At 71.9% G+C, this 22,021-nt stretch carries 18 protein-coding genes and 1 riboswitch; of the genes, 4 read left to right on the top strand and 14 right to left on the bottom strand.

Going from position 1 to position 22,021, the window contains the following annotated elements; all coding sequences use genetic code 11:
* Nucleotides 1–25: 25 nt before the first annotated feature.
* Nucleotides 26–2,371 (bottom strand): sensor histidine kinase, encoded by a 2,346-nt coding sequence (locus FDO69_RS15420; protein WP_104780395.1) that lies wholly within the window; start codon nt 2,369–2,371, stop codon nt 26–28.
* Between the two features lie 147 nt (nt 2,372–2,518).
* On the opposite strand from FDO69_RS15420, the gene FDO69_RS15415 reads away from it, so the two are divergent.
* Nucleotides 2,519–2,839, top strand: coding sequence for a hypothetical protein (locus FDO69_RS15415; RefSeq protein WP_138430100.1), 321 nt, complete (start codon nt 2,519–2,521; stop codon nt 2,837–2,839).
* 228 nt (nt 2,840–3,067) lie between these two features.
* Here the strand turns inward: FDO69_RS15415 and FDO69_RS15410 are convergent, their stop codons facing one another.
* Nucleotides 3,068–4,333, bottom strand: a complete 1,266-nt coding sequence (locus FDO69_RS15410; protein ID WP_104780393.1) for an MBL fold metallo-hydrolase — start codon at nt 4,331–4,333, stop codon at nt 3,068–3,070.
* Between the two features lie 139 nt (nt 4,334–4,472).
* Here FDO69_RS15410 and FDO69_RS15405 point away from each other — a divergent pair, with 139 nt between their 5' ends.
* The gene (locus FDO69_RS15405; protein WP_104780392.1) at nt 4,473–5,651 is read left to right on the top strand and encodes a glutamate dehydrogenase; all 1,179 of its coding nucleotides are present in this window, start codon (nt 4,473–4,475) and stop codon (nt 5,649–5,651) included.
* A gap of 95 nt (nt 5,652–5,746) precedes the next feature.
* Nucleotides 5,747–6,358, top strand: a complete 612-nt coding sequence (locus FDO69_RS15400) for a TetR/AcrR family transcriptional regulator (protein WP_276616063.1) — start codon at nt 5,747–5,749, stop codon at nt 6,356–6,358.
* A gap of 149 nt (nt 6,359–6,507) precedes the next feature.
* Here FDO69_RS15400 and FDO69_RS15395 read toward each other — a convergent pair whose 3' ends face one another.
* From FDO69_RS15395 to FDO69_RS15380, 4 genes are all read right to left on the bottom strand, one after another.
* A complete protein-coding gene (locus FDO69_RS15395; protein WP_104780390.1) occupies nt 6,508–7,293 on the bottom strand; it encodes an SGNH/GDSL hydrolase family protein in 786 nt (261 codons plus the stop codon).
* Between the two features lie 145 nt (nt 7,294–7,438).
* Nucleotides 7,439–8,155: a DUF6250 domain-containing protein gene (locus tag FDO69_RS15390; protein WP_104780389.1), complete on the bottom strand. Its 717-nt coding sequence runs from the start codon at nt 8,153–8,155 to the stop codon at nt 7,439–7,441.
* A 195-nt stretch (nt 8,156–8,350) separates the two neighbouring features.
* Nucleotides 8,351–9,277: a M23 family metallopeptidase gene (locus tag FDO69_RS15385; RefSeq protein WP_104780388.1), complete on the bottom strand. Its 927-nt coding sequence runs from the start codon at nt 9,275–9,277 to the stop codon at nt 8,351–8,353.
* A gap of 4 nt (nt 9,278–9,281) precedes the next feature.
* Nucleotides 9,282–9,436, bottom strand: a riboswitch (cyclic di-AMP (ydaO/yuaA leader).
* Nucleotides 9,437–9,752: 316 nt separating this feature from the next.
* The gene (locus tag FDO69_RS15380) at nt 9,753–11,828 is read right to left on the bottom strand and encodes an alpha-galactosidase (protein ID WP_104780561.1); all 2,076 of its coding nucleotides are present in this window, start codon (nt 11,826–11,828) and stop codon (nt 9,753–9,755) included.
* Between the two features lie 179 nt (nt 11,829–12,007).
* Between FDO69_RS15380 and FDO69_RS15375 the strand changes: the two genes are divergently transcribed.
* Complete coding sequence (locus FDO69_RS15375; protein ID WP_104780387.1) at nt 12,008–12,805, top strand: tyrosine-protein phosphatase; 798 nt, start codon at nt 12,008–12,010, stop codon at nt 12,803–12,805.
* 16 nt (nt 12,806–12,821) lie between these two features.
* On the opposite strand, the gene FDO69_RS15370 is transcribed toward FDO69_RS15375, so the two are convergent.
* The 8 genes from FDO69_RS15370 to shc all read right to left on the bottom strand — a co-directional run bounded on the left by FDO69_RS15370 (nt 12,822) and on the right by shc (nt 21,941).
* Nucleotides 12,822–12,941 (bottom strand): DUF6126 family protein, encoded by a 120-nt coding sequence (locus tag FDO69_RS15370; protein WP_104780386.1) that lies wholly within the window; start codon nt 12,939–12,941, stop codon nt 12,822–12,824.
* Nucleotides 12,938–13,621 carry a helix-turn-helix domain-containing protein gene (locus FDO69_RS15365; protein WP_234387944.1) on the bottom strand — a complete coding sequence of 228 codons (684 nt, stop codon included), beginning with the start codon at nt 13,619–13,621 and terminating at the stop codon, nt 12,938–12,940. The genes FDO69_RS15370 and FDO69_RS15365 overlap by 4 nt, the downstream gene beginning before the upstream one ends.
* A 67-nt stretch (nt 13,622–13,688) precedes the next feature.
* Nucleotides 13,689–15,104, bottom strand: a complete 1,416-nt coding sequence (locus tag FDO69_RS15360) for an aspartate aminotransferase family protein (RefSeq protein ID WP_104780385.1) — start codon at nt 15,102–15,104, stop codon at nt 13,689–13,691.
* Entirely contained in the window at nt 15,101–16,996 is a 1,896-nt protein-coding gene (gene dxs, locus FDO69_RS15355) for a 1-deoxy-D-xylulose-5-phosphate synthase (protein ID WP_104780384.1), read from the bottom strand. The genes FDO69_RS15360 and dxs overlap by 4 nt, the downstream gene beginning before the upstream one ends.
* 29 nt (nt 16,997–17,025) lie before the next feature.
* Nucleotides 17,026–18,183 carry a flavodoxin-dependent (E)-4-hydroxy-3-methylbut-2-enyl-diphosphate synthase gene (ispG, locus tag FDO69_RS15350; RefSeq protein WP_104780383.1) on the bottom strand — a complete coding sequence of 386 codons (1,158 nt, stop codon included), beginning with the start codon at nt 18,181–18,183 and terminating at the stop codon, nt 17,026–17,028.
* A 4-nt stretch (nt 18,184–18,187) separates the two neighbouring features.
* The gene (gene hpnH / locus FDO69_RS15345) at nt 18,188–19,210 is read right to left on the bottom strand and encodes an adenosyl-hopene transferase HpnH (RefSeq protein WP_104780382.1); all 1,023 of its coding nucleotides are present in this window, start codon (nt 19,208–19,210) and stop codon (nt 18,188–18,190) included.
* 5 nt (nt 19,211–19,215) lie between these two features.
* Nucleotides 19,216–19,857, bottom strand: a complete 642-nt coding sequence (locus FDO69_RS15340) for a phosphorylase family protein (RefSeq protein WP_104780381.1) — start codon at nt 19,855–19,857, stop codon at nt 19,216–19,218.
* A complete protein-coding gene (shc, locus tag FDO69_RS15335) occupies nt 19,854–21,941 on the bottom strand; it encodes a squalene--hopene cyclase (RefSeq protein WP_104780380.1) in 2,088 nt (695 codons plus the stop codon). The genes FDO69_RS15340 and shc overlap by 4 nt, the downstream gene beginning before the upstream one ends.
* Nucleotides 21,942–22,021: the final 80 nt, after the last annotated feature.

The following is a 22,021-nucleotide window of genomic DNA, read 5'->3' as shown; positions in this document are numbered from 1 at the left end:
TAAGGGGGGTGGTAAGGGGGGATGGTCATCCGGCAGGTGCGCTCCCGTCCTGCCGGGTCCTGGTCGTGCGGTGGTCGGAACGGGATCCGGGCTCGGGCCTGCTCGAGGGGGACGGCTCCGAGGGGAGCGCCTCGAGGTGAACCGGCCGGACGGGCATCGGCTCCCTGGGAGCGGACCCGCTGGGTGCGGGGTCCGCGTGGGCCTGGTCTGTGTAGGCGGAGTCCATGTGTGCGGAGCCCATGTGGGAGGCATCCGTGTGGACCGAACCCACGTGCGAAGGGTCCGTGTGGGCCGCACCGGTGTGGGAGGGGCCGGCGTGGGAGGGGCCGGTGTGGACCGGGTCCGTGTGGGAGGACTCCGTGTCGTCCCAGTCCGTGTGCCCGGCCTCCATGTTCTGCTGGGCTTCCGCGAGGCTGATGCCGCGCTGGAAGGCCGCCATCAGACCGGGGTCGTGGCCCACGAGGTGGTCGGGGTCCTGGCGTGGCGTCGGGCCGTCGCGCAGTTGGGGCGCGATGTGTTCCTGGGCGCGCCGACGGGGCAGTTGGGGTTTGCCCATGGTGCCGCGCACGGCGCCGTTGCGGGGGGTGGGCAGCTCGGTGATGTTCTCGGCGAGCACGCGCCGGTCGTCGGGACCGATGCCGGGCCGTGCCTCGGCCGGGGTCGGACGCTCCCGACGGGCACCGCGCATGGGCAGGGGCGCCGGCCTGCCGCCCGGAGCGTTCCCGCCCGGAGCCGGTTCGGCTTCCTGTTCGTGCCCGCGCGAGGCCCCTGGTGCCGGTGCCGCGAGCGGCATCGACGCCCCGGATCCGGACACGGGCAGCTGGGGGGAGGAGGCCCCGAGTTGAGTCCCCTCGACCGACGACCGGTCCGTCGGCGTGGCCCCGGCAACGGCACTCGGCCCGGCTCCGGCACCAGCCGCGGCCTGCCCGGTCCGGCCCTGCCGCCCGGCCTGCCCACGCTGCCCGGTCTGACCCCCCTGCCCGGCCTGCCCACGCTGCCCGGTCTGACCCCCCTGCCCGGCCTGGTCTCCCTGCCCGGCCTGGCCAACATGCCCGGCCTGCCCGGCGGGTGGACCCACCACGGCCGGACGCTGCGCACCGGCCGTGCCGCCCTCCGGCTGCCCCACTCCCCCGGCCGCCCCCGCCCCGGCCCCGCTCTCCGCTCCCAGCAGCGCCTGCGGTACGACGAGCACCGCCTGCACTCCGCCGTAGATGTTGGTCTGGAGCCGGACGGTGATGCCGTGCCGACGGGCGAGCTGGGAGACGACGAACAGGCCGATGCGGCCGTCCGCCAGGAGCCTTGCGACGTTCACCTGGTCGGGGTCGGCGAGCAGCGCGTTCATCCGCGTCTGCTCCTCCAGGGGCATGCCGAGTCCGCGGTCCTCGACCTCGACGGCGAGCCCTGAGGTGACGAGGTTGGCGCGCAGCAGGACGTGGGTGTGCGGGGCGGAGAACACCGTCGCGTTCTCGACGAGTTCGGCCAGGAGGTGGATGACGTCGGCGACGGCGTGCCCCCGCAGCTCCCCGTCGATCGGCGGCACGAGCTTGACCCGCGAGTACTGCTCGACCTCGGCGATGGCCGAGCGCAGCACCTCGGTCATGGAGACCGGGTTGCTCCACTGGCGGCGTGAGACGGCCCCGCCGAGCACGGCGAGGTTCTCGGCGTGCCGGCGGATGCGGGTGGCGAGGTGGTCGACGTGGAAGAGCCCCTTGAGCAGGTCGGGGTCCTCCATCTCGTTCTCCAGCTCGTCGAGGATGGAGATCTCGCGGTGCACCAGGGACTGCAGGCGCCGGGCGAGATTGACGAACACCTCGAGCTTCTGTTCGCTTCCGGTCTGGCTGGAGAGCTGGGAGGCCTGCACGACGGCGGTGACGGCGCCGTCGTGTGCGCGTGACAGGTCGGCGGCGAGGAGGTCGAAGTCGTCGGCGTCCTCCGCGGGCGCCCCTGTCCGGCTCTGCGGTGCCAGCTGCGGCGGGCCGTCGCCGCGGCGCAACGTCTCGACCAGGGTGCGCAGATCGGCCTCGCGCCGAGCGGTGCCGCGGCGCAGCACGCCGATGCGGTCGTGCACGGAGCGGGCGGCCCGGTCGGCGGCGACGGCGGCGACGACGATCCCGACGAGGGCCACGAAGACCGCGCCGCCGAGCACCGCCCACAGGGTGGGGCCCGGCCGCGTGCCGGTGGACCGGACGGTGAAGAGAACGGCGGCGCAGCCGCTCAGTGCCACGGCGACGGGGGGCAGGACCGCGAGCCGCAGCAGCTGGGGCCGTATGTGGGTCTCGGGCAGCGTGGGTGCGGTGCGGACGGCGGGCCGCCCGTGCCGCCCGCCCTCACGGCGGTCTGCGCGCGCGGCCGGTGCGCGGAGGTGAGACATCGGTGTCCTCGTACTGGTACGTCGGGCCTGGCTGCCAGGGGGGCTCGCAGGGTTGCGACCGGGTTCGCGCGGCCGCTTGCGCACGCCCCGGGCCGCGCGCCCGGGCTCCCCTGGCTTCCGCCCGGCCCCGGCGCCACCGGGGCCCGCGTGCCGGCCCGGGCCATGGGCTCCGGCACCACGAGCGCCGGCCGCGGCCGAACCCGCGCCACCGACGGCGGCGGTTGCGCCACCGGCCCGGGCGCCCGGGTCACCGGCCCGCGCACCCCGGTCACCGGCCCGCGCACCCGGGTCACCGGCCCTGGCACCCCGGTCACCGGCCCGCGCACCCGGTTCACCGGCCGCCCCCGGGCCGGCCTCACTGGCGCGCGGGCAGCGGGGATCCCCGTCGCGTCGACTCCCTCGTCCGCCCTGCGCCTGCACGTGCCGGCCCCCGCTCCCTGTTCCGCCCTGTTTCCCGACGGCCACTGACAGTAGTCGCCAGCGCATCATGTGCGGTGGGCAGTTGACAAACTCATACGGTGAGCGTCCCGCTCTGGTATGAGGCCTCGCACGACAGATCGATTGCACCCCTCCGCATCCGAGCCTGAAGGGAAAGAGATCGATCCGACCTGGTCAGAAGCGGTCACGCAGAGACGGCGAGGGCCGGGGAGCCCCTCGCTCCCCGGCCCTCGCCGTCGGCCTGCCGTACGCCCCGGGTCAGCCCGCCGGGAGCGTCTCGGGGTCCCCGGTGTCCTTGCCCGCCCCGCGACCACTGTCACTCACCGTGCCGGCCTGGGCCATGGCTGCCGTGTCCGACGCGGTCTTGATCGTGGCGCCGGCGGGGGCTTTCCCGGCCGGGAAGCCACCGGCCGGGGCGAGCGCCACCCCACGCCACCACGGCTCGGACGGGACGTTCTCAGCGGCGGGCTCGAAGGGCTGGCCGGGGCGGGGCAGGGCGACTCCGGCGCCCACCGCGCGGGCGGCCGCGAGCGTCCCCTCGCCGGGATCCGCCCACGGATGCGCCGCCAGATTGAAGGTGGCCCAGTGGATCGGCAGCATCGGGCCGTGCTCCGGGCCGCCCTGGAGGTCGAGGTGGGCGCGCATGCCCTCCTCGGGGGTCATGTGGATGTCGGGCCAGAAGTCGGAGTACGCGCCGATCTGGATCATCGTGGCGTCGAACGGCCCGTGCTCGGCGCCGATCTCCTTGAAGCCGTCGAAGTAGCCGGTGTCGCCGCTGTGGTAGATCCGGTGCTCCTCGCCGGTGACGACCCAGGAGGCCCACAGGGTGTGCTGGGTGTTGCGCAGCCCCCGGCCGCAGAAGTGCCGGGCCGGGGTGGCGGTCAGGGTGAGGCCGCCGACCTCGGTGGACTCGTGCCAGTCCAGCTCGCGCAGCCGGTCGGCGGACACACCCCAGTGCTCCAGGTGCGCGCCGACGCCGAGGGGCACGGCGAACAGCGTGTCCGTGCCCGCCAGTGCCTTGATGGTCGGCATGTCCAGGTGGTCGTAGTGGTCGTGCGAGATGACCACGACGTCGACCGGGCCGAGGGCGGCGAGCGGCAGGGGCACGGGGTGCAGCCGCTTGGGACCGGCGAAGGAGAAGGGGGAGCAGCGCTCGCCCCACACCGGGTCGAACAGGACGCGCCGGCCGTCCACCTCCGCGAGCACGCTGGAGTGTCCCATCCAGGTCAGCCGGAGCCCGGTGGCCGGGGGGCGGGCGATGTCGGCGAGGGTGGTGGAGTGCACCGGGACGGTGCCCTTCGGGGCGCGGCGGGGCCGGGTGTCCTTGTCGAAGAAGACCTTCGCGAAGTCCAGGGTCGAGCCCGAGGGCCGGGTCCGCGCGGGGCCGCCGGGGTTCTGGAAGACGCCGTCCTTGAAATGGGGGGATCTGCGGATGCGCGCCATGCGCTCACCGCCCGGGTCGGCGCCGAACGCCCCGGGCTGCAGCGCGCGGAGCCCGGAGCTCAGGGTACGGAAACCGGCCACGGTACCTCCAGGTCGAGTCGGTCAGGCTTTCCATTATGGTCGGCCCCTCGGACCACACCGGATCACAGGGGCCCCACCGGAAGCGAACCGGGGCGATACTGACCGATGATTCAGTAACCCGCGTCGCCAAGGAGCCCGGATGGCCACCCCCCTGTTGTCCCTGACCTGGACCGATCACCTCACGGGACGGCAGGGCTTCCTGGTCGTCGACCGGCTGGTCCGCGGGGTCGCCAGCGGCGGTCTGCGGATGCGCGCCGGGTGCACCCTGGACGAGGTCACCGGCCTGGCCCGTGGCATGACCCTCAAGGAGGCCCTGCACTACGACCCGGCGAGCCGCTACGTCCCGCTCGGCGGCGCCAAGGGCGGCATCGACTGCGACCCCCGCGATCCCGGCGCGTACCCGCTGCTGGTGCGGTACCTGCGCGCGATGCGGCCGTACATAGAGACCTGCTGGACGACGGGCGAGGACCTGGGACTCACCCAGGACCTGGTCGACCGGGCGGCGGCCGAGGCGGGGCTGGTCTCCTCGATCCAGGCCGTGTATCCCCTGCTCGACGACGAGGCCGAGGCCCGGCAGCGGCTCCGGGACGCGTTCGCGGTCGAGGTCGACGGCATCGGCCTGGACGAGCTGGCCGGGGGCTGCGGTGTGGCCGAGGCGACCCTGGCCGCCCTGGACCGTGCCGGTGTGCCGGCCACCGGGACCCGGGTCGCCCTCCAGGGTTTCGGCACCATGGGCGGGGCGACCGCGCGTTTCCTCACGCGCGCGGGGCTCACGGTCGTCGCCGTCGCCGACCTCAAGGGCACGATCGCCAACCGGGAGGGACTGGACGTCGAGGCGCTGCTCGCGGCCCGGGACGCCCACGGCACGGTGGACCGCTCCGCACTGCGCCCCGGCGACCGCGAACTACCGGGCGAGGCCTGGCTGGCGGCCGACGCGGACGTACTGGTTCCGGCCGCCGTGTCGTACGCGATCGACGCCGGGAACCAGGAGCGGATCACCGCCCGCTGGGTGGTGGAGGCGGCCAACATGCCCGTACGTCCGGAGGCGGAGCCGCTGCTGACCGCGCGCGGGGTGACCGTGCTGCCGGACGTCGTGGTCAACTCGGGCACGAACGCCTGGTGGTGGTGGACGCTGTTCGGGGACATCGGCGCCGACGCCGAGGAGGCGTTCGCCCGCACCCGCCGCTCGATGCGGGCGCTGGTGGAGCGGATGCTTGCGCGCGCGCAGGCCGACGGCACGACGCCCCGGGCCGCCGCCCATGCGATCGCGGCGGACCGGCTGCCGCTCATCGCGGAGCGGTTCGGCTGGTTCCGGTGAGGCGCCCGCCGTCTCTGCCGGCTGTCCCGGCGGGCCCGCCGGGCAGGCCGAAACGCCCCGTCAGCGGACGGCACGGCCGTGGGTAGGGTGACGGCGTGACGAGAGTCCGGTTGAGTGTGGCTCAGCGGCGCGGAGATCTGTTGCGGGCCGCCATCGAGCAGATCGAGGCGAGGGGTGTGGCGGCGGTCAGGATCGCCGACGTGGCCTCGGCGCTCGGTGTGAGCAACGCGCTCGTCCTCTACCACTTCTCTTCGAAGGAGCAGTTGGTCGCCGCCGCGTTCCGGCACGCGGCGGAGGGCGACCTGGCGCATCTGCGCAAGCTCCTCGGCCGCCGTTCGCCCGCGCTGCGCCGGCTGCGGTCGGCCGTGCGGTGGTACGCCCCGACCGGGCAGGCCAAGGGCTGGCGGCTGTGGATCGAGGGCTGGGCGGCGGCGCTGCGCGACCCGGCGCTGCGGGAGGTGGCCCAGGATCTCGACCGGCAGTGGAAGGCGGCCCTGGCCGGGGTCATCGCGGAGGGCGTGGCCGCCGGTGAGTTCCGCTGCCCCGACCCGGGCGGCACGGCCCTGCGGCTGACCGCCCTCCTCGACGGTCTCGCCGTCCAGTTGACGTCCTACGCCGGTGCGGTGCCGCGTGCGCGGGCCCAGGAGTGGGTGGAAGAGGCCCTGACCCGCGAGTTGGGCCTGACGGCGAAGCCGCCGACGCCTTAGCCGGTGTCTTGCGGATCACTCCGGAGCCACGGGGCTCCCCGGCACCGCGAGTCGGGCTGAGCCGGAAGACCCGCCCTGGAAGCCACGGCTCCTGTGCGTGCGGGCCGCGCCGGGGTCCCACCGGCGCGGCCCGCACGCGCAGGAGCCGCTCACGCCACCGATGCGATCCACGTCCTGATGTCGTCCGGCGACAGCGCCCCCTTGGCCGTCACGTGGTCGCCCGAGGACTCCCCGCGCAGTCGGCGCCCGATCCACGGCACGAGGAACTCGCGTGCCCAGGCGACGTTGTCACGCCGCATGTCGAGAGCGCCGCGCGGGGGCAGCGCAGGCCACGCCTGCTCGGGGTCGGCCGGCACGTCGAGGCCGAGCACCTGGCCCGCGCGGAGCGCCACGCGTGTGTGCCCCTCGGGCGACAGGTGCAACCGGTCGGCGTCCCAGGCCCGGCGGTCCTGCACGCTGCGCAGGGACCACAGGTCGAGCACCGGGCAGCCGTACCGGTCGGCGATGGCCCGGACGTGCCCGTTGTACGTGGCGATCTTGCCGCGCAGATGCTTGAGCACGGGCACGCCGCGGGTGTCGAAACCGGTCGTCACCATCACCGTGCCGGACACGGCGGTGAGTTGGGCCAGGGCCCGCTCGAAGCGCTCGGCCACCTCGTCCGGGTCGGTGCCGGGCCGGATGATGTCGTTGCCCCCGGCGCAGAACGAGACGAGGTCCGGGGCCATGCCGACGGCCCGCGGAACCTGGTCCGCCACGATCTGGTCGAGGAGCTTTCCGCGTACGGCGAGATTGGTGTACCGGAAGTCGCCCTCGGGCCTGCGGTCGGCGAGCAGGACGGCGAACCGGTCGGCCCAGCCGACGAACGCCCCGTCGGGGCCGGGGTCGCCGACGCCCTCGGTGAAGCTGTCCCCCACCGCCACGTACGACCCGATCACTGCTTTGCTGTCACTCTTCGAATCGTCTGCCACAGCAGTCCATGATTCACCTTCGAATGTGACCTACGCGACCGTAGGAAAGGGTTGACCTGCGGTGAGATAAGCCACTCCTAAAGTGTTCGCCAACTCCGGAATACCCGGCTTGTCAGGGATGTTTCGGGGTGAGCCGCCAGACCCGGAACCCGTTGATCCGGAAATGGCTCCAGACGGTCCGGAAGGCGAAATGGCCGCCGGTGTAGGGCTGCGGATCGGTGTGGTCGAAGACGAGCCGTCCGTTGTTCCACCATCGGACCGTGGAGCCGTCGGACACGATCCGCACCCGGTTGGGCTCGTTCGGTGCCAGCAGCGGCTCGGTGTAGTCGAAGACCAGGGGGCGGACGCCGGGTTCGCCGACGTAGCGGCGCAGCCGGGTCGTGGTGTTGTAGTTGGCGCCGTAGCCCGCGTAGTACGTCGTGAGGTGGTCGTACTCGTCGAGGGCTCCACCGCGCGGTGTCGCGAAGAGGTCGTCCGGGGAGCGGACGTCGGTCGCGTTCCAGAAGTTGTTGAGGTCCGAGACCCGGTCGTTGACACCGCCCTCGGCGACGGGGGTCGCGGTGTATTCGAGGAGGTACGGCCCTTCGAGCCGCTGCCTGAACCACACGGTCGCGCCGCTCGGTACGTCGATCTCCAGCGTGCCGCGTGAGGCGGTGACGGTGCCGCCGTCCTGGAGTTCGGTCGCCCACCGCCCGAGGCCGTGACAGAAGTCGTCGCGTGCGACGAGACGGCGGTGAGGGGAGGCGGCGTACGCGGTGACCGTGGGGGCGAGGGCCCCCAGGGCGGCGCCGGCGGCCAGGGCTCCGAACGCTCTGCGGGTGGTCGGCACGGTGACACAACTCCTCGGGATCCGCCGGGAAGGCTCTGGGAAGCGCTTTCACTCCGGCCGTGATCACTCTGTCCCAACTGCCGCCGCCTGTCGATCCCTTGGGGCGAGCGACGGCACGCGTACACACCGAAGGCCGGACCCGGGGATCGGGGTCCGGCCTTCGGCCGCGTGTCAGGCAGGTGGTCGTGCGGTGGGTCAGCCGACGGAGACGCCGTGCGAGCGCAGGAAGGCGACCGGGTCCACGTCCGAGCCGTAGTCCGGCGTGGTGCGGATCTCGAAGTGCAGGTGCGGTCCGGTCACGTTGCCGGTCGCGCCCGACAGGCCGACCTGCTGCCCCGCGGTCACGGTCTGGCCGGCCGAGACGGAGAGCTGGGACAGGTGGGCGTACTGGGCGTAGTAGCCGTCGTCGAGCTTGATGACGACCTGGTTGCCGTACGCACCGCCCCAACCGGCGGAGACGACCGTGCCCGCGCCGACGGCCTTGAGGGAGGTGCCGGTCGGGACGACGAAGTCGACACCGGTGTGGTAGCCGCTGGACCACATGCTGCCGGACATGTGGTACGGGGTGCCTATCGTGGCACCGGTCACCGGGAGGGTGAAGCCGCTGGAGTTGTTCTCGGCGGCGGCCGGCTTCGCGGCGGTCTCCGTCTTCGGGGCCGAATCGGCGGCGGACGGCTTCGGAGCCGAGGCCTTCGGCGTGGACGGGGCCGAAGCCTTCGGCGTGGACGGGGCCGCAGCCTTCGGGGCGCTCGCCGCCTTCTTGCCGATCGACAGCTTCAGGCCCGGGTGGATCAGCGACGGGTCGGAGCCGACGGCGTCACGGTTGTCCGCGTAGAGCTTCTTCCAGCCGCCGCTGACGTGCTGCTCGCCGGCGATCTTCGCGAGGTAGTCACCGGCCTTCACGGTGTACGTGCGGACGCCGTTGGCCTTTTCGGCGGCCTTTTCCCCGGCGGCCGGAGCTGACTGGACGGCCTTTTCCGGAGCCGACTGCGGGGTGGCGGCGTGAGCGCCGGCGGCCCCCATGAGCGGCAGGGCGAGAGCGGCCCCGCCGGTTCCGGCGACGGCGATGGAGCGGGTGAAACGCTGGGTCTTGGGACGGCGGTGCTTACCCTTCGCGGGCATGGCGAATTCCTCTCCGTCGCCTGCGAGGTGAGCTGTCGGGTGCGGGCTGGAGATGCCCGGCCGTGCCGTGGCGCGGCTGAACCCCAAGCCGTTCCGGGAACCGGAACAGGCGTCTTACCTGTGGGTCCCCCGCTCCTGCCGTGCTTCGGGTCAGTGTGTGCGGGCTCCGGGCGGCGGCAGGATTAGGCGTCCGTCCGGATTGGTGTGGAACGTAAGCGACCACGACGCAATAGGACAAGCTTGCGGTTGCCCGTGACGGTGTTTTTCTTGACGCGTCGCCACATGTGCCGTCACCGAGCGTGGATTACCGATCTCCCGCTTGCTTCAATGGCCCTGCAAATTGCGCAGATTACGTGAACATGGCGACAGCATATGGTCACGAATATGACAATGGTCACGCACCCCGACCTCATCTCCTGTGCGATCGGGGCACGTTATCCCTAAGCGGCTAAAATTCCTTATTCGGACAGAATGGTTACTTACGCTTAAGGCGGACGATGGCGGCATCCAGATCCCCGCGCACACCGACCCGCAGTCCGTGATGGAGCAGTACGGCCCCTCGGTGAACTTCGCCCGTTTCAAGGCATTCATACGTTTTTGTCGGGTCGAGGCCGCGCAGCCGGAGCGTCGGAGCGGGCTCGCCGTAGCGCTGGGCCTGGAGCCACGCGAAGACCACCGTCTCCTCGCCGAGGACGTACTGCACGGCGCTCAGCCCGCCCTCCGGAGGCCGCAGCCGGTACTGGTCGCCGCGCTGCACCACGGCCCGGATCTCCTTGTAGAGCCCCACCCACTCCGCCGCCTCGGCGAGCTCCTCCTGCGTCCACTTCGTGAGGTCGCCGCCGACGCCGAGGACCCCGGCCATGGCGCTGACGAACCGGAACCGCAGCGAGCTGGCCCGGTGGTTGAGCATGGCGTTCGGGCTGTCGGTGACCCAGGCGGCCATGACCCGGGCCGGATGGATCTGGCTGAAGCCGTGCTGGATGGCGAGCCGGTCGAGGGGGTCGGTGTTGTCGGAGGTCCACACCTGGTCCGTTCGGCTCAGCACACCGAGGTCGATCCGCCCGCCGCCGCCCGAGCAGGACTCGAAGGCCACCCCCGGATGGGCGGCCCGCAGCCGGTCCAGCAGGGCGTACAGGCCGCGCACGTGGTCGACCCACAGCCGCTGCGGGTAGGCGTCGTCCGGCCAGCCGGCGTCGGTGAAGCAGCGGTTGAAGTCCCACTTCACGTAGTCGATCGGAGCACTGGAGAGGAGCCCGTCGAGCTGCTCCCACAGGTACTCCCGGACGTCCTCGCGGGCGAGGTTGAGTACCAGCTGGTTGCGGAACTCTGTCCGCGTTCGTCCTGATTGGTACTGCACCCAGTCCGGGTGCGCGCGGTACAGGTCGCTGTCCGGGTTGACCATCTCGGGCTCGACCCAGATCCCGAACTGCATACCGAGGCCGTGCACATGGTCGGCGAGCGGCTTCAGCCCGCCCGGGAAGCGGTCGAGGTTCGGACTCCAGTCGCCGAGCCCGGCCCGGTCGCTGGTGCGCGCCCCGAACCAGCCGTCGTCGACGACGAACAGCTCGACACCCATGGCGGCGGCCCGCCCGGCGAGCTCCCGCTGCTGCTCCTCGGAGATGTCGAACTCGGTGGCCTCCCAGCAGTTGAACAGCACCGGCCGGTCCCGGTCGGCGTCCGGGATCACGTACGCCCGCTGGTAGGCGTGCCAGGCGCGGCTCGCCCCGCCGAACCCGCCGTCGCACCAGAGCCCGGCGAAGACGGGGGTCGTGTACGACTCCCCGGTCCCGAGCATCAGCAGGCCGGAGTCGTCGTGGCCGGCGCCGCCGGTGATCTGCACGCGCGCGTCCGGGAGCTGGGCCACGGCGATGCGCCAGGACCCTGACCAGCCCAGGGCGCAGCTGTAGACCTCACCGTGCTCCTCGGTGGCCTCGGTGTCGAGGGCGACCCACGGCAGGTGCTGGTGGGAGGTGTGGCCGCGACGGCTGCCGATGACCTTCTCGCCGTGGGTGAGGGCGGAGCGGGTCAGCCGGGACTCGGCGCCCCAACGGCCGTGCAACTGGGAGAGCCGCCAGGTGTCGCGGTCGGGCAGGGTCCAGGTGGCGGAGTCGGCACGCAGCAGCTCGACGGCCGGTCCCCGGTTGTCCACGGTCACCCAGCGCTCGACGACATCCGCCGAGGGGCGCATCCGGTAGTGCAGCGTGATGTCCAGGTCGCCGTCGCGGAACCGGAGCCGCAGCTCGCCGTCCTCGGCGTCGTGCCCCTCGTAGGCCCACTCGGTGCCCCGCCGCTCGGCTGTGCGTACGGACAGGGCGGGACGGACGAAGCGGGGACCGCCTTCGACCGGGTACTCCTCGCGTCCGTCGAGCGGGGACTCGAAGGGCCAGAAGTCCGGCAGCGGGCGGACGGCGAGGGCCTCGGCGTCGGCCAGGCCGATACGGGGGCCCCAGTGCAGGTGCAGCAGCTCGTCCCGTTCCGTGACATGGACGGCATAACTGCTGGCCGGCCCGGAGAGGACCCAGGTACGACCGTCTTCGGAGATGTCCAGCATCATGCCCTCACATATTCGAACAAGCCCGACCAGGTGCGACCAGGCGGCAACATCATCAGGGGCCGCGGGGCTTCCGGGCAACGCCTGTGGACAACTCATTGCCCCAGGCAGGCATGTCGTATCGTCGAGAGACGCCCGTCGACGAGCCGCGCCGGCGGCGCCGAAGGGGAGGAGCCCTCGTGACACAGCAGGTCCCGTCGACCGAGCCCGAGCTGGCCGGAGTGCGCAACTTCCGTGATGTGGGCGGACTTCCGACCGTGGACGGGCGGCGGGTGCGCCAGGGCGTGCTGTTCCGCAGTGGCCACCTCGCCCACGCGACCGGGGAGGACGCCGCCTTCCTGACCGGTCTGGGCCTGCACACGGTCTTCGACTTCCGCAACGCGGCGGACCAGAAGCTCGAGGGGCCGGACGTCGAGCTGCCCGGCGTGCGCAATGTGAACCTGCCGTTGAGCGACCCCGCCGACGGCGCCGAGTTCTGGAAGATGGTCCGCGACGGCGACCTGGACCAGCTGCGCGAGATCCTCTCGGACGGCAAGGGCGCCGGCCGCATGATCGCCTCGTACCGCACGATCATCAAGCACCGCACCGACGAGCACTCCCGGGTGCTGCACGCGCTCGCCGAGGACAGTGTCCCCGCGCTGATGCACTGCGCGGCGGGCAAGGACCGCGCGGGGCTGTCCATCGCGGTGACGCTGCTCGCCGTGGGCGTCGAGCGCGAGGCGATCGTCGAGGACTACCTGAAGTCGAACGCCAAGCACCGCCGCTACAAGGTGCACCGCTCCAGCTCCGCCGCCTCGGCCTACTCCCCCGAGGTCATGGAGCTGCTCAGCCCCCTCTTCGACGCGCGCGCCGAGTACCTGACGGCGGCCTTCGACACCATCGAGGAGACGTGGGGCGGCGTCGACACCTACCTGGAGAAGGGGCTGGGGCTCTGCGCGCAGACCCGGGAGCGACTGCGCGAGCGGCTCCTCGACTGAGGTGCGCGGGCGGAGGCTACTTCGCCCCGACCTCGAGCAGCAGGTACACGAAGGCGGCGAAGACGTGGCCGGCGATGAGGTAGATGAACAGCCTCACCCACAGGGCACGGGGGAACTTCTCCTCCATGTTGCTCATGACAGGTCTCCGGGGGTGGGGCCCAGGCACAGGGCGGCCGTGGGGCTCTGCAGCAGGGTGTGGACGAAGAGCAGGTCGACGCCGTCGTGGTCCTCGGCGGCGATCCGGTGCGGGGTGAGCGAGTCGAAGTGGGCGCTGTCACCGGCCGCCAGCCGGTGCGTGGTGTCCCCGAGGCGCAGCCGCAGCCGGCCGCGCAGCACGTGGAGCCACTCCTCGCCGGGATGGACGCGCACGATGTCGCCCTGGGAGCCGTGGGGGACGTGGACCCGCAGGGCCTGCATCCCGCGGCCGGGGGCGCCGGCCTGCCAGTAGGTCCAGCCGCCCGCCGCGGTGGGTTCCATGTCGGTTGCGCGGATGACGGCGTCCCGGTCGGCGACCGTCTCGCCGAGCAGCTCGGAGACGGTCGTACCGTAGATACGGGCCAGTGCGAGCAGCATCGGCAGCGAAGGCTGGCGCTGTCCGGTCTCAAGACGGGAGAGGTGGGCGGGCGACAGCCCGGCGGTGCGGGCCGCGGCCTCCAGCGTCAGGGAGGCCTGGCGCCGCAGCGCCCGCAGCTGCGGCGCCACCACGGGCGGCAGCGCACCGGCCGCCGGGTCGGCCGACGCGTCGGCCCCGGGGGGCCGCTCGGTCTCGGGGGGCCGCTCGGTCTCGGGGGGCCGCTCGGTCTCGGGGGAGCTCATGCCTCCATTCAGCCGGAGCCTTGCCTCAGCGGCAAATTTCTTGCCTCACAGGCAAAAGCCCCCGTTCTCAGCGGTTGGCCACGGCCTGCTTCACGAGCGTCTTGCCGAAATCCCACACCAGCCCGCCGTTGTGCGCGTCGTCCATCACGGCCGTGAAGGCGTCGACGAACCGGTCCACCTCGCGCTCGCCGATGATCAGCGGCGGGATCAGCTTGATCACCTCCATGTGGTCGCCGGAGACCTGAGTGAGGATCCGGTGCTTCTGCAGCAGCGGCACCACGACCATCTGTGCGAAGAGCCCCTTGCGCGCCGCCTGGAGCATCGTCCAGCGGCCGCGCAGCTTCAGCGACTGCGGCCGGCCGAACTCGATGCCGATCATCAGCCCCCGGCCGCGCACCTCGGCGAGCATCTCGTACTGGTCCGTGAGCGCGGCCAGCCGGGACCGCAGCCGCTCACCGGTGGCCCGAACGTTCGCGACGATCTGCTCGTTCTCCATCACCGACAGCACCGCGAGGCCGGCCGCCATGGCCTGGGCGTTGGACCCGAAGCTCGCCGAGTGGACCAGGACCCGGTCCATCGACGAGTAGACCTTCTTGAAGATCCAGTCCTTGCCGATCGTGGCGCCGACCGGCACATAACCACCGGAGAGTGCCTTGGCCACGCACACCAGGTCGGGCTCCACGCCCTCCTCGTGCTGATAGGCGTAGAAGTCGCCGGTGCGGCCGAGGCCCGTCTGCACCTCGTCGGCGATGAGCAGCGCCTTGTGCCGGTGCAGCAGCTCCTGCGCGGCCCGCAGCCAGCCGGGCGGGCCCGTGAGGACCCCCTTGCCCTGGATCGGCTCGACGATCAGCGCGGCGACGTCGCCCTTCCTCAGCTCCCTCTCCAGCACGTCGAGGTCGCCGAGCGGGACGGCCGTGTCCGGCAGCAGCGGGGCGAAGCCGTCGCGGAAGCCGGATTCGCCGTTGACGGACAGGGAGCCGGTGGTGAGTCCGTGGAAGGCGTGTGCGCAGTACAGGACCCTGGGCCTGCCCGTGACGAATCGGGCGAACTTCAACGCGCCCTCGACCGCCTCCGTGCCGCTGTTGCCGAAGAACACCCGGTCCAGGTGCGGGCTGTGGGCGAGCAGCTTCTCGGCCAGCAGGCCCGGCAGCGGCTGGCAGTCGAACCGGGTGAGATCGGCCAGCTGCGCGTCCAGGACGTCGTGCAGCGCCTTGCGGATCACGGGGTGGTGGCGGCCGAGGCCCATCACCCCGAACCCGGCGAGCATGTCCAGGTAGTCGTCGCCGTCCGCGTCGTAGAAGTAGGCGCCCTCGGCGCGCTCGTAGACCTTGTCGAAGCCGATGGTGTGCAGCATGCGCGGGAGCTGGTGGTTGAGGTACCGGGTGTGCAGCTCGTAGCGCTCGGCTCCGCGGTCGGCCAGCAGCCTGCCGAGGTCGAACTCCCCGGCCTGCGACGACTCCGACGCGGATTCGGCGGTGGTCATTCCTCTGGCTCCTTGGACAGCTCTTCCTTGACGGCCAGGCTCGCGCCGATCCGTCCGGCGACCTCGACGGGTGTCAGGCCGATGTCGGCGAGCACCTCACCGCGCTTGGCGTGCGCGAGGAACTGCTCCGGGATGCCGAACCGCCGTACCGGTACGTCGACCTCGGCGTCGCCCAGGGCGAGCGCCACGGCCGAGCCGACCCCGGCGGCGCGGCTGTTGTCCTCGACGACGGCGACGAGGCGGTGCTCGGCGGCGAGTTGCGGGAGCGCCGGGTCGACGGGTTTGACCCAGCGGGGGTCGACGACGGTGCAGCCGATGCCGCGCGCTTCCAGCAGCTCGGCGGCCTGCAGGCAGACCGGCGCCATCACACCGACGGCCACCAGGAGGGCCTGCGGTTCGGGCGAGCGGTGCAGCACGTCCAGTCCGCCCACCCGGTCGACCGCCGGGACCGCCGGGCCGACGGACTCCTTGGGGAAGCGCACGAGGGTCGGCGCGTCGTCCACGGCGACGGCCTCGCGCAGCTGGGCGCGCAACTGGTCGGCGTCGCGCGGCGCGGCGATCCTGAGCCCGGGCACGACCTGGAGGACGGACATGTCCCACATGCCGTTGTGGGAGGCCCCGTCGACGCCGGTGACACCGGCCCGGTCCAGCACGAAGGTCACCCCGCAGCGGTGCAGGGCCACGTCCATGAGCAACTGGTCGAAGGCGCGGTTGAGGAAGGTGGCGTAGACGGCGACGACCGGGTGCAGACCGCCCGTCGCCAGGCCGGCCGCGGACACGGCCGCGTGCTGCTCGGCGATGCCGACGTCCCACACCCGGTCCGGGAACCGCTCGGCGAAGGCACCGAGACCGACCGGGTGCAACATGGCGGCGGTGATCGCCACCACGTCCTCGCGCTCCTCGCCGATCCGGACGATCTCCTCGCCGAACACGGAGGTCCAGGAGGGGCCGCCCGCCGGGGAGAGCGGTGCGCAGGTCAGCGGGTCCATCACGCCGACGGTGTGGAAGTGGTCCTCCTCGTGGGCGAGGGCGGGTTCGTAGCCGCGGCCCTTCTCCGTCAGGCAGTGGACCAGCACCGGGCCGTGGAAGCGCTTCGCGCGCCGCAGCGCGGACTCCACGGCCCCGGTGTCGTGCCCGTCGATCGGCCCCAGGTACTTCAGGCCCAGGTCCTCGAACAACCCCTGCGGGGCGAACGCGTCCTTGAAGCCCTTCTTGGCGCCGTGCAGAGCCTCGTAGAGGGTGTTGCCGACCAGGGGCGTGCCCTGGAGCACGTCCTTGCCCCAAGCGAGGACGCGCTCGTAACCGTCGGTCGTGCGCAGGGTCGCGAGGTGGTTGGCCAGGCCGCCGATGGTGGGGGCGTAGGAGCGTTCGTTGTCGTTGACGACGATGATCAGCGGGCGGTCCTTGGCGGCCGCGATGTTGTTCAGGGCCTCCCAGGCCATGCCGCCGGTGAGGGCCCCGTCGCCGATGACCGCGACGACATGGCCCTTCCCGCCCTGCACCTGGTGGGCCTTGGCGAGTCCGTCGGCCCAGCCGAGGGCGGTGGAGGCGTGGCTGTTCTCGATGACATCGTGCTCGGACTCCTCGCGCGAGGGGTAGCCGGACAGGCCGCCCTTGCCGCGCAGCTTGGAGAAGTCCTGGCGGCCGGTCAGCAGTTTGTGGACGTAGCTCTGGTGGCCGGTGTCCCACAGGATGCGGTCGGCCGGTGACTCGAAGACCCGGTGCAGGGCGATGGTCAGCTCCACCACGCCCAGGTTGGGTCCCAGGTGCCCGCCGGTCCTGGCGACCGCGTGCACCAGGAACTCCCGGATCTCTTCAGCCAGTTCCCCCAGTTCCGCCTCGGACAGCGCCTTCAGGTCGCGTGGTCCCCGGATGTTCTCCAGCATCGTCACGCTCGGGCCCCCTTCGGATTCCGTGCTGCTCAGCTCACGGTGACGGCCGGCTCCCCCGACCCCACGCCGTCGTTCTCCATCTGCTCGGCGATCTTCATCGCCTCTTCGATCAGCGTCTCGACGATCTTGGATTCCGGGACGGTCTTGATGACCTCGCCCTTCACGAAGATCTGCCCCTTGCCGTTGCCGGAAGCGACGCCGAGGTCGGCCTCGCGGGCCTCGCCGGGGCCGTTGACCACACACCCCATGACGGCGACCCGCAGCGGCACCTCCATGCCGTCGAGCCCGGCCGTGACCTCCTCGGCGAGCTTGTAGACGTCGACCTGGGCGCGCCCGCAGGACGGGCACGACACGATCTCCAGCCGGCGCTCCTTGAGCCCGAGGGACTGCAGGATCTGGATGCCGACCTTGACCTCCTCGGCCGGCGGCGCGGACAGCGACACCCGGATCGTGTCGCCGATGCCGCGCGAGAGCAGCGCCCCGAACGCCACCGCCGACTTGATCGTGCCCTGGAAGGCCGGGCCCGCCTCCGTCACGCCCAGGTGCAGCGGGTAGTCGCACTGTTCGGCCAGCTGCCGGTACGCCTCGATCATCACGACCGGGTCGTTGTGCTTGACGGAGATCTTGATGTCCCGGAAGCCGTGCTCCTCGAACAGCGACGCCTCCCACAGCGCGCTCTCCACGAGCGCCTCCGGGGTCGCCCTGCCGTACTTCTGGAGCAGCCGCCGGTCCAGCGACCCTGCGTTGACGCCGATGCGGATCGGAGTGCCGTGGTCCTTCGCCGCCTGGGCGATCTCCTTGACCCGGTCGTCGAACTGCTTGATGTTGCCGGGATTGACGCGGACCGCCGCGCAGCCCGCCTCGATGGCCGCGAACACGTACTTCGGCTGGAAGTGGATGTCCGCGATCACGGGGATCTGCGACTTGCGCGCGATGGTCGCGAGGGCGTCGGCGTCGTCCTGGGTGGGGCAGGCGACCCGGACGATCTGGCAGCCGGACGCGGTCAGCTCCGCGATCTGCTGCAGCGTGGCGCCGACGTCCGACGTGCGGGTCGTCGTCATCGACTGCACCGACACCGGGGCCCCGCCCCCGACCGCTACCGGACCGACCTGGATCCGGCGCGAGATGCGCCGCTCGGCGATCGGCCGGGCCGGCACCTCGGGGACACCCAGCGGGACAGCGGTCATGACATCACTCCCGGTTCCCGGAGACCGTCTCGCGCATGGCGCGCAGCGACTCCTTGAGCGATCCCATGGTGGCGAGGACGGCGGTGGGCTCGTAGCCGCAGTGCGCCATGCAGTTGGCGCAGCGCGGGTCCTTGCCGCGCCCGTACTTGTCCCAGTCGGTGTCCTCGACCAGCTCCCGGTACGTCGGCACGTAGCCGTCGCTCATCAGGTAGCAGGGGCGCTGCCAGCCGAAGAGCGAGTAGTTCGGGATGGCCCACGCGGTGCACGGGAAGTCGACCTTGCCCTCCAGGAAGTCCAGGAAGAGCGGGGAGTGGTTGAGCCGCCAGCGCCGCCGGTTGCCGCCGGAGAAGGCCTTCTTGAACAGCTCGCGGGTCTGCTCCACGCCGAGGAAGTGCTCCTGGTCGGGGGCCTTCTCGTAGGCGTAGGCGGGCGAGATCATCATCTCGTCGACCTGGAGGTCGTCGTTGAGGAAGTTGAGCACCTCGATGATGGTCTGCGGGGTGTCGGTGTTGAAGAAGGTCGAGTTGGTGGTGACCCGGAAGCCGCGCCGCTTGGCCTCCTTGATCGCCTCCACGGCCTCGTCGAACACGCCCTCCTTGGCGACCGACTCGTCGTGCCGCTCCCGCAGCCCGTCGATGTGCACCGCGAAGGCGAAGTAGGGCGACGGCGTGAACGCGTCCATCTTCTTGCGCAGCAGCATCGCGTTGGTGCAGAGGAAGACGTACTTCCGCTTGGCCACCAGCTGACGCACGATCTCGTCGATCTGCGGGTGCATCAGCGGCTCGCCGCCGGCGATGGACACCATCGGGGCGCCGGACTCCACGACCGCCCCCACGGCCTGGGCGACCGGCATCCGCTGCTTGAGCACCCCGGCCGGATGCTGGATCTTGCCGCACCCCTCGCATTTGAGATTGCAGGCGAACAGTGGCTCCAGCTCGACGATCAGCGGAAACTTGTCCCGTCGACGGATCTTCTGTTCAGCCAAATATGTAGCGACCTTGATGGACTGTCGGAGCGGCATGGCCATCTGGCTCACCTCCTGGGGAGCAGCAAGGAACGGTGCCATTCGAAGAAAGCGGGAAGGACGGAACGAAGAACACGGAAAGCTGATATTCCACCGCGCACCGTGCCGATCCGGACGAGTTCATGTTCAGGAGCGTCCACGACCACCCGGACGGCCGCAACCGGGCGCTCGCCCGCGCGCACGGCGCTCAGGAGCGTGACGGCGGACTCCATGTCGACCGCGATCGCGCCCGTCGCGCGCAGAGCGGACCGTTCGGGGCCGCGCACGACGTGGTCGGAGCCGGTCAGCGGCCCGGTGTGCACGGTCCGCCCGGGCAGCGCGCGGGCCAGTTCCTTCACCAGCAGTTCGGTCCCGACGCAGGGCGTCGTGCCGCGCGGGTCGCGGGTCTCCTCGGCGACGACCAGATCGCCGGGGTGCATGCCCGGCGCGAGGCCCGCGCAGAAGCCGGTGGCCAGGACGGCGGCGTCGCGCAGGGCCGGGTCGGCCAGCACGCGGGTGACGGCCCGCTCGGCGGCCGCCGGCCCCATGCCCGTCCGCAGCACCGTGACCGGCCCGCCGGCCTCGCCCCGGCCGCCCGCGCGCAGGGCGAACTGCTCGATGCCGAGCGCGCAGGCGATCAGCAGCGGGGCCGGGGCGGGCTGTGCGCTCATCCGCTCCCCTTGGCCCCGGCCAGCGGCTCGCCGTCCCCGCTCTCCGGAAGCTCCTCGGCCTTCCGGGTGCCCCGCGGCTCCCCGGCCTTTCCGCTCTCCCGGGGCTTCCCGGCGAAGGGCTCCCCGTGCAGATACCTGCCGAGCGCGGTGAGCGGGAAGACCTGCCGGTAGAGGTGGTAGTTGATCGAGAAGTCCCATGGGAAGCCCGTCCCGGTGAAGTACGGCTCGTCCCAGGAGCCGTCCTCCCGCTGCGTGGCGGCGAGCCACTCGACCCCGCGCTCGACGGCCTTGGAGTCGCGCTCCCCCGCCGCGAGCAGGGCCATCAGCGCCCATGCCGTCTGCGAGGCGGTCGAGGCGCCCTTGCCGCTCCACTCCCTGACGTACTTGTAGGAGCGCAGGTCCTCGCCCCAGCCGCCGTCGTCGTTCTGGACGGACTCCAGCCAGGCCACGGCCCGTCGGATCGCCGGGTGCGCGGCGGGGATGCCGGCGGCGGTCAGCGCGGGCACGACGGACCCGGTGCCGTAGACGTAGTTGACGCCCCAGCGCCCGAACCACGAGCCGTCCGGTTCCTGCTCGGCGAGCAGCCACTCGATGCCGCGCCGGGTGCGCGGGTCGTGGGCGAGGCCCTCCACCGCGAGCATCTCCACGACGTGCGCGGTGACGTCGGCGGAGGGCGGGTCGATGACCTCGCCGAAGTCGCAGAACGGCAGCCGGTTCGGGAACGGGCTGGTGTTGTCGACGTCGAACGCGGCCCAGGCCCCGTTCTTCGACTGCATGCCGAGCGTCCAGCGCATGCCGCGCACGACGGCCCGGTCCAGCCGCTCCGGGTCGGGGTGGGTGATCCGGCGCAGTGCGAGGATCACCTCGGCGGTGTCGTCGATGTCGGGGTAGTTGTCGTTGTGGAACTCGAACGCCCAGCCGCCGGGCCGCAGTCCGGGCCGCTTCACGGACCAGTCACCGGGCCGGACGATCTCCTCGCCCAGCATCCAGTCGGCCGCCTTCACCAACTGCGGGTGGTCGGCGGGCAGTCCGGCGTCGACCAGGGCGATGGCGGCCAGGCAGGTGTCCCACACGGGTGACTGGCAGGCCTCGATCATCCGGGCCCCGTCCTCGCGCCAGACGGCGAACCGGTCCAGGGACGCCAGCCCCTCGCGCATCACGGGGTGTTCGAGGTCGTAGCCGAGCAGGTGCAGGGCGATGATCGAGTACACGGCCGGGGGCTGGATGCCGCCCCAGCAGCCGTCGTTCTCCTGCCGCTCGATGATCCAGCGGGCGGCGCTGTTCAGGGCGGCTCTGCGCAGCCGGCGCGGCGCGATCTTCCGCAGGGCGTGCAGGCCCTTGTCCATCCGCTGGAACGCCCCGTCCCAACTGAACGGCGACGCCAGGGGTCTGGGCGGATTGGGGTGGTCGGGGTCGGTGTGCAGCTCGTCGAGCGGGAAGGGTGCGGGGCGTACCGGCCGCTTCGCGGAGACGATCGTCAGCGGGACGATGGTCTGGCGCGCCCAGCAGCCGAAGTCGTAGATGTTGAGCGGCACCCACTTCGGGAAGAAGACCAGCTCCGGCGGGAGTTCGGGCAGGTCCTCCCACTTCCACCAGCCGAACAGGGCCAGCCAGATGCGGGTGAAGACCCGGGCGGCGGCGATGCCGCCCTGCGCGCGGATCCAGGCGGAGGCCCTGGCCATGTGCGGGGCCTCGGGCGCGTCACCGGCCAGGCGGAGGGCGACGTACGCCTCGATGGTGGCGGACAGTTCGCTCGGTCCGCCGTAGAAGGTGGCCCAGGTGCCGTCCTCGCCCTGCTCGCCGCGGATGTGGAGGGCGGCGGCCTGCGTGGTCTTCTCGTCGCGGATGCCCAGGAACTGACGGAGCAGCAGGTCCTCGGCGTCCATCGTGACGTTGGTCTCGAGGTCGCCCTTCCACCAGCCCTCGGCGTCCTGGAGGGAGAGCAGGAAGTCGGTGGCACGCCGGGCGGCGCGTGCGGCGGCTTCCGGTACCCCGGCCGCCCCGGGGGTGTGCGTGTCGGTGTCGCTGGCCGCGGCGGCGCGGGGTGGCAGGGCCCCGGTGCTTCCGTCGGTCGTCGCTGTCATGGCTTCCCCTTCGTGCAGTGGTGCAAGGTGTGCAGCTGCTGTGGGTCCGCCGTCGGCCGGTGCTCCGTGATCTCTCACGG

Source organism: Streptomyces tibetensis (genome assembly GCF_007655005.1).
Taxonomy (GTDB): domain Bacteria; phylum Actinomycetota; class Actinomycetes; order Streptomycetales; family Streptomycetaceae; genus Streptomyces; species Streptomyces tibetensis.
This window is presented reverse-complemented; position numbering and strand designations above follow the sequence as displayed.

Coding starts and splice junctions, on each gene's coding strand:
- FDO69_RS15420 (WP_104780395.1), bottom strand. CDS start 2,371: ATGTCTCACCTCCGCGCACCGGCCGCGCGCGCAGACCGCCGTGAGGGC.
- FDO69_RS15360 (WP_104780385.1), bottom strand. CDS start 15,104: ATGACCACCGCCGAATCCGCGTCGGAGTCGTCGCAGGCCGGGGAGTTC.
- FDO69_RS15370 (WP_104780386.1), bottom strand. CDS start 12,941: ATGAGCAACATGGAGGAGAAGTTCCCCCGTGCCCTGTGGGTGAGGCTG.
- ispG (WP_104780383.1), bottom strand. CDS start 18,183: ATGACCGCTGTCCCGCTGGGTGTCCCCGAGGTGCCGGCCCGGCCGATC.
- hpnH (WP_104780382.1), bottom strand. CDS start 19,210: ATGGCCATGCCGCTCCGACAGTCCATCAAGGTCGCTACATATTTGGCT.
- FDO69_RS15405 (WP_104780392.1), top strand. CDS start 4,473: ATGGCCACCCCCCTGTTGTCCCTGACCTGGACCGATCACCTCACGGGA.
- shc (WP_104780380.1), bottom strand. CDS start 21,941: ATGACAGCGACGACCGACGGAAGCACCGGGGCCCTGCCACCCCGCGCC.
- FDO69_RS15340 (WP_104780381.1), bottom strand. CDS start 19,857: ATGAGCGCACAGCCCGCCCCGGCCCCGCTGCTGATCGCCTGCGCGCTC.
- FDO69_RS15385 (WP_104780388.1), bottom strand. CDS start 9,277: ATGCCCGCGAAGGGTAAGCACCGCCGTCCCAAGACCCAGCGTTTCACC.
- FDO69_RS15365 (WP_234387944.1), bottom strand. CDS start 13,621: ATGAGCTCCCCCGAGACCGAGCGGCCCCCCGAGACCGAGCGGCCCCCC.
- FDO69_RS15380 (WP_104780561.1), bottom strand. CDS start 11,828: ATGCTGGACATCTCCGAAGACGGTCGTACCTGGGTCCTCTCCGGGCCG.